We start from the raw sequence: 14,657 nt of genomic DNA, 5'->3' as shown, positions 1-14,657 counted from the left end.
ATTTACTTCAGTAATTGATAAGCAATCGTTGCGCCGGCATAGCCCAAGAGCCCCATGTAAGTGAACATGAATGCCGGGTATTTCCACGAGCCCATTTCTCTTCTTAGAATCGCCAATGTACTGATACACTGAAGAGCAAAGACGAAGAAGATCAGAAGACTCCATGCGACTGCCGTATTGAAAACAGGTTTCCCTGTAACCGGATCAACTTCAGATTTTAGTCTATCGCGAAGAGAGCTTGATTCTTCATCAACATCACCAAGAGCGTAAACAGTTCCCAGAGTCGAAACGAAAAGTTCACGTGCTCCAAAAGCTACAAGAACCCCAACTCCCATTTTCCAGTTCATACCCATCGGTTTAAGCACCGGCTCCATGAGCTTCCCTGCTTGACCAAGGTAAGAGTTCTCAAGAGTTAATGCTGAAACTTCTTCAGGAGTTTTATTGATAGTTTGCTCTTCACTTAATCCAGGGAAAGTAGAAAGAATCCAGATTAAAATCGAAAGCCCCAGAATGATTGTTCCGGCCTTCTTAAGAAAAACTTTTCCTTTTCTCAGAGCTTGTCTTACAGCAAATCTAAAAGAAGGTTTTTCATAATGAGGAAGATCGATAATGAAGTTACTTGTTTCACCTTTATAAATCGTCAGCCTGAAAATCTTAGCGATGATTAAGGCCATAAAGCTTCCAAGGAAATAAAGGAAGAAGAAGGCCAGTGCTTGAGAATTTAAAAAGCCCAGGTAAGTTACACTTGGAATAAATGTCCCGATTAAAAGAACATAAACCGGAAGTCTGGCGCTACAAGTGATCATTGGAATCGTCATGATCGTGCAGGCCCTCTCTTTGTGATCCGGAATACTTCTTGCGGCCATGATCGCTGGAATGGCACAGGCAAAACCAGACATATAAGGAAGGAAAGCTTTTCCATTAAGTCCGAATGTTCCCATGACTTTATCAGTTAAAACAGCGGCCCTTGAAATGTAGCCCGATTGCTCTAATAAACTTAACAAGAAAAAGAGAATCATAATCTGAGGAAGGAAAACAATAACTCCCCCCACTCCGGCAAATACACCATCAATGACGACACTTCTGATAAGTCCTTCCGGAAGGTGTGGTCCAACGAAATCACCTAGAGCGCCTACAGCAGCTTCAGTCAGATCCATGATTGGGCCTGCCCAAGAATAAATAGCGTGGAAAATGATATAGAAGATGGCGATGAAAATTAAACTTCCCCAAAACTTGTGAAGCATAATTGCATCTAACTTTTCAGTGAACTTAGTTTTAGAAGAAGAGTGAGAATAAATTCCATTGATGATCTCTCTGGCCTCTGCCTGGTGAGATTTAATTGTCTTAACAACGTCACCTACGGCCACTTCTACAAAATGCTCCTGTGATTTCAACTCAGGAATATACTGAGTCGACTCAGGGTAAACTTTGATTTTTTCAAAAGCAGAGTCTGCTTCTTTTTTATCTGTCACGAATTTGCGGATGAAATTATCCAGCTCTTTTTCATCGTCATTGATCGCCGAGATACTTAATACTGGATAACCAATTTTGATTTCAAGTTTTTTAGCATGCTCTGCTGTAAAGAGCAGGTGATCATTTTTGTTCACGATAACAATGATATTTTTCTTTGGAAGGATTTCTTTTACCGCTAAAAGCAGCGACAGAGAGGCTTCAAAGCGGTCAAGATCCAGAATCATGGCGATCGCTTTGTACTTTGACATGTCTTTAATTAATGAAGTTGTTGTGACTCCCTCATCAAGACTTGTGGGAACAAGGTTGTATACACCCGGAAGATCAACCACACTTATTTTTTTATCATTGATTGAATTTGAAATTAATTCTGCGTTTGCTGAATCGACAGTGACGCCCGAGTAGTTGGAAACTTTTCTCAACTGGCCTGTCAGCATATTAAAAATGGTTGATTTACCAGAGTTCGGAAAACCAACGAGCAATACGTTTTCCATTTTATTCTCCCAACTTCTTTACAATAATTTTATTAGCGTAATCTTTTCTTAGTGCCAGAAAATTCCACTCACCATGCTTAAGAGCAATCGGGCCACCGAAAAGACTTTTAGATTTGATTTCGACATGATCTCCGGGAAGAATCCCCAGAGAAATAAATTTGAATTCATAAAGGCTCTCGCCTTCATAACCAACAACTTCGACTTTAGTTCCAACAGGAACATCTGCAAGAGTTAAACTCATAAACCGTCCTAACAAGGTAACAGTAATTCCAGCCCGGGAATAAAAATTTGAATAGACTAACTTACCGCATACTATTATTAGTACGGAGGATAATCAATAGGAAGTTTGCTGATATAACTCAGTGGTCCGAAAAGTGCTCGAAGAGCCCTGGTTGAACTAACAACTTAGAATGAAAGTTCTTTAAAATGAGTTCCACACGGTTAAGTTCAAGGTCACCAATTAAGTCGGTGTACTTTTTCTCAATATCGCCAATGCATTCAAACAAGTTCAGTTTAAATTTCAGGCCATACTCCGTAAGGAAGATATTTTGTTCGCGTTTGTCGTGAGAGTTAAGTCTGCGCTCGATATAGCCACGGCTTTCAAGCTCATTAAGGTGAGAAGTCATTGTTTGCTTCTTAAGGCCACAACCAGCACCAATCTCTTTAATAGACGGTCCGTCGTGCTCGCAGATAAATAGAAGAACTTCTAAGAACGATGGTCTTAGGTCGGTGAATCCTCTTGATTGTAATGACACTAGTAGTTCTGCTGAGTAAGTTCTGTAAATTTTTTTTACTAAACTTCCGATACTCGAAACTTTCTTCATGAAACGTCCGTGGTTATTGGTTATATAGTCCCCTACTGAGACTAAAATAGTTTCCCACGAAGATTCCAAGAGAGTCAAGTCTTACAACGGTACTAATTCCAAATGACAGACTTTAGAATAAATTTCTCGCGTTGCTGATAGATGTCACGACGCCGCAACACACACCGAATGTCAGAAGGTTTGACCCCCCGTAAGACATAAGTGGGAGCGGAATACCAACGATAGGCATCAATCCGGAAACCATGCTCATGTTGACGATGGTGTGCCAAAAGAAAATCCCGAGCACTCCGACAACAACGATGGAATCGAACATCTTATTGACGTTGGAAGCGAGCCATAACAATCGATAGAACAGTGCCAGGTATAAAGCGATCAGGAAAACTGATCCCACAAACCCGTGCTCTTCATTGAAGATCGCGAAAATAAAGTCAGTGTGGTTTTCTGGAAGATAGTTCAGCGCCCCCTGAGAAGACTGGCGGAATCCTTTTCCAAAAAATTGTCCCGAACCGATAGCAATTTTAGACTGAATCGCGTTGTATCCTGATCCCTTCGCATCGAATTCCGGATCAAGGAAAGTGATAATCCTTTTCTTTTGGTACTCGCGAAGACCAAAGTTATACATAACCGTCGCTGAAACAACTCCGATCATCCCAATAACAACAATCGTTTTCCACTTTAACTTTCTATAGAAAGTGATCATGAAGAAAATAAGCAGCGTTAACATTCCCGTCCCAAGATCGGGCTGAATAATAACCATGATTGCTGGAACGAAAGTAATAAGAAATGGAATGATGAGCTCTCTAAAACCAGTTTCTTGCTCTGGAGAAGCCTTTGAGTACCATCTTGCCAGTACGAGAACCACGGACATCTTAACGATCTCCGAAGGCTGGAATTTAATCCCACCGATACCGATCCAGCGCTGCCCACCCAGGGCCGAGTGACCGACAAAGAGAACCATAATCAACAGCATGATACATAATAGATAGGAAGGATAAGCTAAACGATAAAAGTTCTTTGGTTGAATAAAACTCACACCGATTCCCACCATCCAGGAAAGGCAGAACCACATGATTTGAGTTTTATAAATCCCTTGCTCTGGACCAACACCGTGTGAGTGAGTCGCTGAGTACAGGTTTAAGATACCGATCACGAAAATTGCAGTACAAATTCCGAAGAACGAATAATCGTAGCGCTTGAGTTCTTCTCTAAAATTAATCATTATTCACCATCCGTCCCCGCTCCTTCAGCTTGAGGAGCAAGAGGCACGCGTTTGCCATCTTTATTTAATACATAATTGCGCACCAGAACCCCTTGCTCATCATAGAAGTCAATTGGGTTAGTTTCTGGAACCATCGGGAATGGATTAACTCTGTTATCCTCGATTGCTTCTTCAAAAGTCATCTTATCTTCAGCAATCAGCTTTTCCTGATATTTTGGATAATACTTATTCATGTATGCTGAAACCATGGCACGGGCAACCGGACCTGCGGCAGAACCACCGTGACAACCGTGCTCTACAACAACCGCAACAGCAATTTTTGGATTCACACTTGGTGCATAAGCTGTAAATAGACCGTGGTGACGGAATCTGTATTCTTGGTTTTCACACTTACTGAAAATTTTATCTGCCGAGAAGCTGATAACCTGGGCCGTCCCGGTTTTACCAGACATCTGAATCCCCACTCCTTTTTGTGAGTAAGCTGTACCACCTGGCACGTTTACTACGTCAAATAGTGCACGTTTTGTCAGATCAAGTGTCTTCTTTGAAATCTTAAACTCATTGATGAGTTCTGGTTCGTATCTCTTTAATACCTGTCCAGTGTTTGAGAATACTTCCTTAACAACGTGTGGACGGTATAACTTCCCTTCGTTTGCTAAAGTTGAATAGAACATCGCCAGCTGAAGTGGAGTGACGTTAACGAATGACTGACCGATAACACATGAAAGAGTCTCCCCTTTCTGCCACTCGATCCCTGTGCGTTTCTTTTTCCATTCTTTATTTGGAATTAAACCTGAAGTTTCGCGAGGAAGAATGATTCCTGATCTCTGTCCCATACCAAACATCGTCGCGTATTTATAAATAACGTCGATGTCGATCTTGTTACCAATTGTGTAATAGAAAACGTCACATGAAGTTTGTAGCGCCTTAATAACGTCAACAACACCGTGACCTTCTTTTTTCCAACAGTGGAAAACCCTTCCCCCCATTCTGTAACCACCAGTACAAACAACTTTCGTGTTTTCGTTGATGATTCCTTCTTCTAAAGCTGCAATGTGAGTTAAAGTTTTAAATGTTGATCCCGGAGAATAGTGCTCCTGGATTGTTCTGTCGCGAAGAGGTCTCTTCTCATCCATAACCAGTCCACCCCAATAGTTTGAAGTAAGACCTGTCGAGAAGTTTCCTGGGTCGTAAGCTGGGCGAGAAACCATGGCGATAACTTCACCTGTTTCAACATCAAGAGCAACGGCTGCTCCATCTTTTCCATCAAGCGCGTGATATGCAGCTAACTGAACATCGCGGTCGATTGTTAAACGAACGTTTTTCCCAGGCTCTGCCATTTTGTTTTCAATTCCAGAGTAAAGATCATCAGAGCTGACGTGTCTTCTGGCGCGTCCTCTGGCATCAACTTCCATGAACTGGTAGCCGTCTTGTCCTCTGATTTCTAAGTCAAACTGCTGTTCGATCCCCGCTTGCCCGATGAAGTCACCTTGTTTGTAATCGTACTTATCGCGCTCGCGCAGTTTTGGTAGTTTTTCCTGAGAAATTTCTGAAATATATCCCAATAAGTGGGCACCGGCATCGCGGTCGGTGTACTCGCGGGAAATGAATGTTTCAACCGAAACCCCCGGCAATCTTGCCGATTCAGTTTCAATGATCGCTACTTCTTTTCTTGAAATGTTTTTCTTAATAACAACCGGGATGTATTTTGCTTGTCCCTGATAGCGTTTTAGGATTTTTTTGATCGCATCTGGAGTCATCTCCAGGATTTGACCAAGGTAAGCAATTGTCTCGTCTGAACTTTCTAAATACTGAGGCGTCACGATCGCATCAAAGCGTGGAACGTTGTGAGTAAGAAGAACGTTATTGCGCGAGAAAATCATCCCGCGTGGAGCACGGACAACGTCTTTACGAAGTCTGTTTTCCAGAGAGTAGTTAAAGAACTGCTTTCCACGATAAATCTGCAGGTACCACAAACGGGCAAGCAAAATCGCAAAAGCTATAACAATAATATTAAATAATAAATCTGCTCTTTCCTGGTGGGATTTGACCAGATCGTCTTCACCGAACATTAGACCTTATCTCCTAGCATACCGCGATCATCAACGTTCCAGATTCTATTTAAGATATAGAAAAAGATCGGCGATAAAAGGGCGATAATGACGGACTGAGGAAGGAAGCGCCAGCCTTTTTCAAAAATATAATTCAAACTTCCAAGCTGAATATAGATGAGAATTGATTGTACAAAAAACCATAACAATTGGAAGACCTGGGTAATTAAGATCGTCATCGTCCAAGACGAGAAGTGAATCATTTCTCTTACGTAAGAAACGACAACACAGATCACGATTCCGGTAACTGTTCCCATCTCCCAACCTTCAACGGAGAAAAATCCGTGAAAGTATTGAACGATCATAATAATGATGGCCAGGTATGGAGTTTCAAGTCTTAGACCAAGGAATAAAACCAGTAGAATATTGAACGGAATTCTATAGTGTAGAAGACCAATATTCGGGAATACTGCTGTCGTCATAACTTCTAAAAAGAAAAGAAGGATGAGCGTTTTAATCAGTGGAACAATAATATCTTTTAAATTTGTTTTCATCGTTTAATCTCGCCTGCTTCCGGCTCTTGGTCTAAGGCCTTCCACTCGAGTTGTTTATCTTCTTCTTGCTCTTGAACCAGAACCAGAACTTCTTCAAGTTTTGAGAAATTTACGATTGGCGTGATTTCTACGTGCTGAGTGATCCCGTAACTTTCGCGCTCAATACGCGAGATGTATCCGATCTTAAGTCCTTTTGGGTAAACATTCCCTAGGCCCGCTGTTAAAACGATGTCATTCAGGATAATCGGCTCAGTACGGTTAACATATTTCATAATACAGCGACCACGGCTGTATCCTTCAACCACCCCGTGAGATCTTAGGCGCTCAACCACCCCGTCAACGCGGTTGTTGGCATCAAGGATTGTGATAACGTCAGCAAAGTGAGCTGTCAGACGATAAACGTACCCAACCAGACCTTCAGCACTCACGACAACTGAGTGCAGTTTCACTCCGTGCTTAACACCTTTGTTGATACGAATAACCTTGTAATCATCCGCTGAATCCCACGAAACAACGCGGGCAACGATTTTCTTTCTTTCTAACTGCTCGCCGTAGTTAATCAGCTCGCGAAGGCGGTCACTTTCTTTAACCGCTTCCTGGTAGCTGAAAACTTCGTTTTGCAGGTCAGAGATCTTATTTTTTAGAACTTTATTTTCTTTGCTGGCATTAAGGTTGGCGACGTAGTGTTCAACATACGAAGACATCCCTTCTTGAATTCCGGTCACAAAACTTTGGACAGGGGCCATCAGGTCGATAATGACTCTTTCAGCAATAGATGTTTTTTGGAAAACGTAGTCTCGCTGCGACATCCCATACAGGGAAATCGCTAAGATTATGCTGTTAATCACAATCTTGGTTTTGCGCTCTTCTGAATCAGACAATCTCAAGTGATTCACTCCGTAAATATTGATGGGAAAAACAATTAATAATTAAGCTTAAGTAATCTTTTTTAAAAAGCCAATAAACTTTACGAACTTTACTTTTAATCGTTACAATAGTTAGAAATTTTTTAAAGCGCGAACCAAAGGGAAAAAGTTATGTCTGAATTCACAAAGAACAAAACAGCCGGCGTTTTTGCTACTGTTTTAATCGGTCTCATCATTCTTGCTTTCATGTTTACTGGTTACCAACAATTTGAAGGCGGCGGATCTGTCTCTCAAGTTGGATCAGTTGGTGGAATGCCAATCAAGCCTGAAGAGTACCAGCAAGAATACAATCGCCAGATTGAGTTTTATAAACAAATTATGGGTGGAGAGCTGACTGCAAAGCAACTTGAAGGCCTGAAAATCAAAGAAAGTACGATTAAAAACATCGTCCAAAGAAAGTTGATGGTGAAATTCGCGAAAGATCTCGGAACTTTTCCATCAGATGAAGAAGTTAAAGCCGAAATTAAGGCGCTTCCATACTTCCAAACTAACGGTCAATTTGACGTTAACCGCTACAAAGGAATTCTCTCTGCAAACCGTCTGACTCCACTTGAATTCGAACAAGATGTTGTCGACCAGATCAGAATGAAAAAAGTTCAAGAACTAGCTGGAAACTTCCCGCTGTCAAAAGGCTACATGGCCGACATGGCAAAATTCCGTGAAGATCAACTGAATGTTGAAGTTGTTCAGATTTCAAAACACTCTCTTTCTCAATTCATTGATGTGTCTCAAGACGAACTGGCAAAGTTCCTTGCTGTTGAAACAAACCAAAAAAGAGTTGAATCAATGTTCAACGAAAGAAAAGACAGCTTAAACAAACCAGAAGAAGTCACTGCTCGTCACATCCTGCTTTTAACAGAAGGAAAAGATGAAGCAGCAGTAAAAGCTCAAATTGAAAAAATCGCTAAAGAAGTGACTCCTGGGAACTTCGCTGCAAAAGCTAATCAATACACTGAAGACCCATCTGGAAAAGGTAAAGGCGGAGAACTTGGAAGCTTCCAGAGAGGAAGAATGGTTCCTGAATTCGATCAAGTCGCTTTCACTCAAAAACCAGGAACAATCTCTGCTCCAGTTAAAACACAATTCGGTTACCACTTAATCTTTGTTGAAAAGAAAAACGAAGGTATGACAGCTAAGCTTGCTGACTTCCGCGAAAAATTTGCTCGTGAAATTATCCAAAAAGATAAAGTTGAAGATCTAAAGAAACTCACTGTAGATATCGCCAACAGTATGAGAAAAGCGCTTGAAGCTGGAAACGAATCAGAAGTTAAGGCCTTAGCTGCAAAATACAAGCTTCAATACAACAAAGGAACTGCTAACCGTATTGATGGGATTTCAACTGGAGCTTACGTTTCTGCTGATAACATGAAGGAACTATTCGCTGGAGACCTATCTAAGCCGAAGTTCAATTCTTTTGATGACGGTGCAAACCTGATTATGGTAAGAAGCACGGCGGCTGCAAAAGCTACAGATCTAAACGCCCAAGCGAAGACTGCAAGTGATGAAGCCGGCCTTAAAAACGCCCTGGCTCGTAAAATGATGGATAACATCCTAAAAGAGCTTGAAGCAAACACAAAGGTTAAAATCAACCATAACGTTTTACAGATGTAATTTAAGAGATAAGAAAGTAATGGCCGACAAAAACTCAAAATGGGATCTAAATGTACCGGGGAAATTCTACGTTGATGACCAATGCATCGCTTGCGATGCTTGTGTTATGGAAGCCCCGAATTTTTTTACCATGAATGATGATGACGGCCATGCTTTTGTTAAATTGCAGCCAAAAACTCAAGTAGAACTTGAAGAATGCCTGAGCGCCATGGAAGCCTGCCCTGTCGAAGCTATCGGCAACGACGGTGAAGCTTAGGCCACCTTTTTCCCTTCTGATAATTCAACCGCACTAACCAGAGTTTTATCCAGGATTCCAGAAATCTCCGTCGCCGATTTGGCGCTGACTTCGGCAAGTTTTTCAAACTCATTGATGACCAGTAAAAGATCCTTCCCATTCTCACCGGATTTAACGGCTTCAACCGAGGCATTGAAAAAGAGCTGCTTGGCCTGAAACATACTTTCGTTAATTGTTCTGTTTTCTTCCTTAATCGCGTGCATGGTCTCGATCATTTCACTAAAATGCAACCCAGTCTCCTCTTGAACCGGAGACTTTCTCAAATACTTGTTTAAGAGCATTGATGATAAAAACATCAAGAACCCCATCGCCGTCGTCATACATTGAAAAATAAAAATTCTCTCTTTATTTTTTTTTGTTTCTTGATCCAGACGGGCCCTTAGAGTCTCTTTGAAATCCATTATCGTCTTACTAAAATCTGCCGAAAAATTAAGATAAATCTGATTATGCAACAGTCTCTTTGCCAGGTCTAAATTCGGCACACCTTTATTTTTGTAGCCACCATTTACATCGTGATAAAAACCTTGAACAGCGTGAATGGCCTCAGCTTCAGCATTCATTAAATCATTTGAAAGCTTCGTTGCATGCTCTACTTTATTTAATTCATTGCGAGTGAATCCCTGCTTTTTTGACCATTCTTTTTTAGATGATTTTATAGCATCGTACTCTTGTGCCCATTTCACTTCACCGGTCACAACATATAAACGCGCAAGACGGGCCAGATCATCAGAACTTTTTTGTAACTCCTGGATCCCCTCCATTGAAGTGTGCCTGAATTCGTTTAACTGATTTATTTCAAAAGAAGTCCACAATGAGGCGCCAATCGAGCCCAAAAGAAGAGCAAGTAGAATCATATTGATTCTGGAAATATTGTGGTAATTAAGTAGTTTTGACATCAGAATAGACCTCAAAGATTCGGCAACGAACTCCTATCGAGACAGAGAGGATTTTTCTAAACTTAAGATTTGAAAAAAGATTTACTGACCGGTACAAAAGACAGGACCTGCATGAAAACAGGCCCTGTTAGAAGTGATATCTAAAGATTCAAAAATAATTGATCAATCAATGTATTATCTTGGTTGAACGTCTCAATCTTTAATGTTCTATTAGAATATTTTACTTTAGTAAAAGTTAAGGATTCTGAATCGAATTTTTGTACGTATGGATTATTAAAAGTTGGCTTATTAGCGCGCCCACCAGCAGGGCCGGCGACTAGATAATGGACACCGTCTTTGAATGAGCGTTCATACATATGAGTGTGTCCGCTCAAGACCAGCTTAACACCGTACTTTTCAACTAACGGAACGAGCTTTCTTCTTAACTTCATGACCGCGAAACTTGTGAACCTGTTTAATGAAGATGAATAAACCGGAAAGTGAGTCGCGAAAATTAGTGGAGTGTTGCTCTTTTGAGCAGCCTGCATTTTCTGCTCTAACCATTTCCACATCTGAGTTTCTTCATCGCTTTTTAAATCACCAATGTTGCTGTTCCAGATGACTAATTGAAAGCCTGGCATTTCAAAGAAAAGGTTTCCGTTTGTCGGGCTTCCTTCCCATCTCATGTATTTCTGGAAAAACTTTGGAAGAGCGTAATCAACTTTGTGTCCACGGTAATCGTGGTTTCCAATCGCCGCAATTTGCGGAACATCCATTAAATAAGCTTTCCCACCAAGAAAGTACTCAATCCATTCTTGTTCGTCTTTTTGTCCATTTTGAACCACGTCTCCGCCGTTAATTAAAAACTGAAGCGGGTCAATTGAATGGTGATAAGCGATAACCTTAGCAACAGCTTCGTGGCGGTCTTTATATTGCTGAGTATCGCTGATAAAACCAAATGTGTAATCCGGAGCACTCGATCCTTCTGAACAAGAGAGACCTTCATAGTTTTTTGTGAAAATAACTTCATTGGTCCCGGTATCGCGGATGCGCAGGTCTTTGCTGACTCCGCACTCTTCTTTTCCCAATTCCGTTTGGTAATGAATTCCTTTTTTGTAGTCAAAAGAACGTTTAATCTTCTGTCCGTCCTCAATCACTAATTTCTTATCTACATTTAACTGAAAATTTAAAAGAAGCTGTCCATTAGTGTGCTTGAGCGTGTAAGGGGCCACCTTAAACAAATCGCCCGAAAAGGCCAGCGAAGGGCCGACGATACATAAGGCAAGAAGCCCTAGTCTTAAGTTCATCATTGAAATCATCCTTGATTTTTATTTATTACTTAAGAGTTTCGCTTAGATTTAAAAAGAAAACAAGATGCGTGGATGTCAGGAAATCATCAAGTCTGTGTTGGCACAAACCTGATGAACAATTGGGTTATTTTTCTCTGAATACTTTTCTTAGGTCTTTTGGATTTGTCTGACGATATTGATCCAGTGTTGAGCGCAGCTCCTCTGTCGTCATCCATCTGCCAGTTTTCTCAAAATGTTCCTGGTCGGCCTTAGTGACAACTGGAAGTAAGTTACCGCCAATAGACTTTAAGCTCGCCATCGTCGTAATCGTTAAACTTGGAACATCTTTCGTAAAATCTTTTGGGATTCCAGAAATTTTCGACATCATCCCCCAAAGTCCCGGGATGTATCGTGTCGACCAGATCACCTTTGCAGCAACGCTCGTCATGTTTTCATAAATACGGTAATCGTAATCCTGAATCCATCTGAACATCTCACCTAATAGAGCGTCCTTTCTCCACGAATCGCGCATCACGCGGTAATCTGTCCAGTCTAAGACCACATCAAAACGTGAGTCTGTCTCCATATCCGTCGGAACCATCATCGGCCCCTTTTTAACACCGACGCGCTTTAAGAATTTCGGGTCATCTAAAAGAATCTGAGACTCCATTTCCGGAATAATCATCGCTCCGTTAGAAACCGTTTTATATGCATCGTAGGCCACTTCTTCGCATGACATCTTGCTGTTGTCGGAAAAATCTAACTCATAGTCATACGGAATGTACTTCTTTTCAGATTTAAGCTTTTGAACCTTGTTGTACATATAGTTGGCCGCTTTCGAGGCCAAGGCCTGATCTTTTGCTCTTAGTACCAGGATGCGGGCGTTTTCGTTTTTAAGCGCCTCTTCAATCGGGAAAATGCTCACGCCTTTTCCGACATAAGATTCAATCGTAGTCACTTCTTTTGTTTTTTCATCAACATGAACAAAAACAATATGGCTGAAAACTGATTTAGGTGCTGCCAGCTCCGAAATAGTGCTCGAAACAAAGCTGATCCCTTTAGTGATCATGATATCGCCGTTTTTAAACTCGAACTTAGCCTTTGGATCAATCCCCGCTCCTACATGGTAAGGACGGTATTTATCGGCTTCATAAACCGGCACAGGTTCTTTCTGATACTTAATTGAATCAGCAGAGATCTGGGCGTCACTGTAGTAATGAACTCCAACATAATCCTCTACCATGCGCATTTTCAGGTAAAGGTCTTTAACTTTCGCCTTACATTTAACCGGTAGAACATCCAACATAGAATGAATGGCCATTCTGGCATCAAAACTTTGGTCCAGGATTTCCTGTCCCTGGTTTTTAATGACTTCGATATTCAAAGTCTCTGGCGCTTTACTATATTGTTCAATCAAAAGGTCTAAATCACGGCTACAGCTTTGAACATTAAAATCTCTTGTTGCAACTCGATCAATGATCACCTGGGATTTTTCCAGGAGGTCCAGTGATGTTTCTACGCTTGAAGGCCCTCTCCAACTCTTCGACCAATAGGCGCAAGATGAGAGGACAAAAGCGATTAAAATAATTAAACAAGTATTTCTCTTCATTATTTGTTCCGGTATTTTTCCCAAAAAAAAGGGGCCCTTCCTAGGCCCCTTTATTATTTAGCTAGCTAAAATTATCTCTTAATCTGAAGAACTTGTTGTAGCATTTCGTCCGCTGTTGTTAACGTCTTCGCGTTAGCCTGGAAGTTTCTTTGAGCTGTCATCAGGTTTACGAATTCGTTAGCGATATCAACGTTTGAAAGCTCGATTGACTTAGAAAGAACTTCTCCACGTCCAGACTCACCTGGTTTTCCAAGAGCAGCTTGTCCAGATGCCTTAGATTCTTTGAAAAGGTTCTTACCAATTTTGAATAGACCTTCGTTGTTTTCAAACTTTGCTACAGCGATTTGAGCTACATCTCTTGTTTCACCGTTGTCGTAAGAAGCTGTTAAAATCCCTTTATCGTTGAATGAAAGAGAAGTTAATGTTGCAGCTGAAGCTCCGTCTTGAGTGTGACGTGCCATTGCTGAATCAGATCCGTACTGAGTAGAAGCATCAAGACCGTTACCACCTTCTTTAATCGACTGACCGAAGTTAAGAGTGATTTTTTGGTCTTTAGCAGCACCTTTGTTGAAATTGAAAGAGTTCTTTCCAACTTTCTCTTCTTCAAGTTGTCCCTTGTCATTAAATATAAGAGTACCAGAAGCTTGTTCATACATAGTATCCGGCTTTCCACCTTCTACATCTTTTCCATCAACAGCAACGTGGTATTCCCATGTGTTGTTATCTACTTTGTTGTAGTAAGCAGTTACAGTTCTAGCTGTACCGATGTTATCGTAAATTGTCATTGAGTTAGAGAAGTTAGAAGTTTTCTCTGGGTTTTCGATGTTGAATTCCATCTTGTTCATACGAGAGTCAAGGTTCATCGACATGATAACTTCTTTTGTTGCTTTTGCTGGGATTGTTGTGTTCCCTAGCTTAATAGCGTCGATTTTGTTAACCATTTTTCCGTGTTCATCAGCTTGGAAACCAAGAACTTTGTATCCGTCCATAGTTGTAAGCTGACCTTCTTTATCGAAGTGGAAAGATCCATCACGAGTAAACGTTCTTCCTGCTGGAGCTTCAATTGTGAACATACCGTCACCAGAAAGTGCAAGATCTGTTACTGAATCTGTTCTTGAGATATCCCCTTGAGTCATTAGAGGCTTAATGTGACCTAATTTTGTACCGGCACCAAATTGGTCTCCCCCTTCGATTCCTTTAAGTGATACTGCTAATACGTCTTGAAATTCAGCTCTAGAAGATTTAAATCCGTTTGTTCCGGCGTTAGCGATGTTATCACCGATTACACCCATACCTTGACCAGAAGCATTTAAACCAGAAACACCAATTGTGAATGAACGTAGAATACCCATTATGTCCCTCCTAGACCTAATCGCTTAAAGATGTTTATAGCACTACAGGCTTTAAACTCAGGTTTCCGGAAAGGACCAACCGTTTTCT

General features: G+C 41.1%; 13 protein-coding genes. 2 read left to right on the top strand and 11 right to left on the bottom strand.

Going from position 1 to position 14,657, the window contains the following annotated elements:
* Positions 1-2: 2 nt before the first annotated feature.
* From feoB to mreC, 7 genes are all read right to left on the bottom strand, one after another.
* A complete protein-coding gene (gene feoB, locus ACN20O_RS10760) occupies positions 3-1,964 on the bottom strand; it encodes a ferrous iron transport protein B (RefSeq protein WP_491633942.1) in 1,962 nt (653 codons plus the stop codon).
* 1 nt (position 1,965) lies between these two features.
* Positions 1,966-2,205: a FeoA family protein gene (locus ACN20O_RS10755; RefSeq protein ID WP_102242294.1), complete on the bottom strand. Its 240-nt coding sequence runs from the start codon at positions 2,203-2,205 to the stop codon at positions 1,966-1,968.
* Between the two features lie 118 nt (positions 2,206-2,323).
* Positions 2,324-2,788 carry a MarR family winged helix-turn-helix transcriptional regulator gene (locus tag ACN20O_RS10750; RefSeq protein ID WP_491633941.1) on the bottom strand — a complete coding sequence of 155 codons (465 nt, stop codon included), beginning with the start codon at positions 2,786-2,788 and terminating at the stop codon, positions 2,324-2,326.
* 112 nt (positions 2,789-2,900) lie between these two features.
* Positions 2,901-4,007 carry a rod shape-determining protein RodA gene (gene rodA, locus ACN20O_RS10745; RefSeq protein ID WP_491633940.1) on the bottom strand — a complete coding sequence of 369 codons (1,107 nt, stop codon included), beginning with the start codon at positions 4,005-4,007 and terminating at the stop codon, positions 2,901-2,903.
* Positions 4,007-6,079 carry a penicillin-binding protein 2 gene (gene mrdA / locus ACN20O_RS10740; RefSeq protein ID WP_491633939.1) on the bottom strand — a complete coding sequence of 691 codons (2,073 nt, stop codon included), beginning with the start codon at positions 6,077-6,079 and terminating at the stop codon, positions 4,007-4,009. The genes rodA and mrdA overlap by 1 nt, the downstream gene beginning before the upstream one ends.
* On the bottom strand, positions 6,079-6,612 hold the full coding sequence (locus ACN20O_RS10735; protein ID WP_102242290.1) for a hypothetical protein: 534 nt from the start codon (positions 6,610-6,612) through the stop codon (positions 6,079-6,081). Before ACN20O_RS10735 ends, mrdA begins: the two co-directional genes overlap by 1 nt.
* Positions 6,609-7,499 (bottom strand): rod shape-determining protein MreC, encoded by an 891-nt coding sequence (gene mreC, locus ACN20O_RS10730; protein WP_158649535.1) that lies wholly within the window; start codon positions 7,497-7,499, stop codon positions 6,609-6,611. Before mreC ends, ACN20O_RS10735 begins: the two co-directional genes overlap by 4 nt.
* A gap of 150 nt (positions 7,500-7,649) precedes the next feature.
* Here mreC and ACN20O_RS10725 point away from each other — a divergent pair, with 150 nt between their 5' ends.
* Positions 7,650-9,149 carry a peptidylprolyl isomerase gene (locus tag ACN20O_RS10725; protein ID WP_491633938.1) on the top strand — a complete coding sequence of 500 codons (1,500 nt, stop codon included), beginning with the start codon at positions 7,650-7,652 and terminating at the stop codon, positions 9,147-9,149.
* A gap of 19 nt (positions 9,150-9,168) precedes the next feature.
* Complete coding sequence (locus tag ACN20O_RS10720) at positions 9,169-9,405, top strand: ferredoxin (protein ID WP_491633937.1); 237 nt, start codon at positions 9,169-9,171, stop codon at positions 9,403-9,405.
* Here ACN20O_RS10720 and ACN20O_RS10715 read toward each other — a convergent pair.
* The 4 genes from ACN20O_RS10715 to ACN20O_RS10700 form a co-directional block, all read right to left on the bottom strand.
* A complete protein-coding gene (locus ACN20O_RS10715) occupies positions 9,402-10,340 on the bottom strand; it encodes a methyl-accepting chemotaxis protein (RefSeq protein WP_491633936.1) in 939 nt (312 codons plus the stop codon). The two genes, ACN20O_RS10720 and ACN20O_RS10715, sit on opposite strands and share 4 nt — an antisense overlap.
* A gap of 140 nt (positions 10,341-10,480) precedes the next feature.
* Entirely contained in the window at positions 10,481-11,629 is a 1,149-nt protein-coding gene (locus ACN20O_RS10710) for a metallophosphoesterase family protein (protein ID WP_491633935.1), read from the bottom strand.
* 124 nt (positions 11,630-11,753) lie between these two features.
* The gene (locus ACN20O_RS10705) at positions 11,754-13,217 is read right to left on the bottom strand and encodes a hypothetical protein (RefSeq protein WP_491633934.1); all 1,464 of its coding nucleotides are present in this window, start codon (positions 13,215-13,217) and stop codon (positions 11,754-11,756) included.
* Between the two features lie 71 nt (positions 13,218-13,288).
* Complete coding sequence (locus ACN20O_RS10700) at positions 13,289-14,569, bottom strand: flagellar hook protein FlgE (protein WP_491633933.1); 1,281 nt, start codon at positions 14,567-14,569, stop codon at positions 13,289-13,291.
* Positions 14,570-14,657 lie beyond the last annotated feature (88 nt).

It is taken from the genome of Bacteriovorax sp. As-1 (assembly GCF_058446905.1).
The sequence above is the reverse complement of the archived record's forward strand: the minus strand, read 5'-3'. Positions and strand labels throughout refer to the sequence as shown.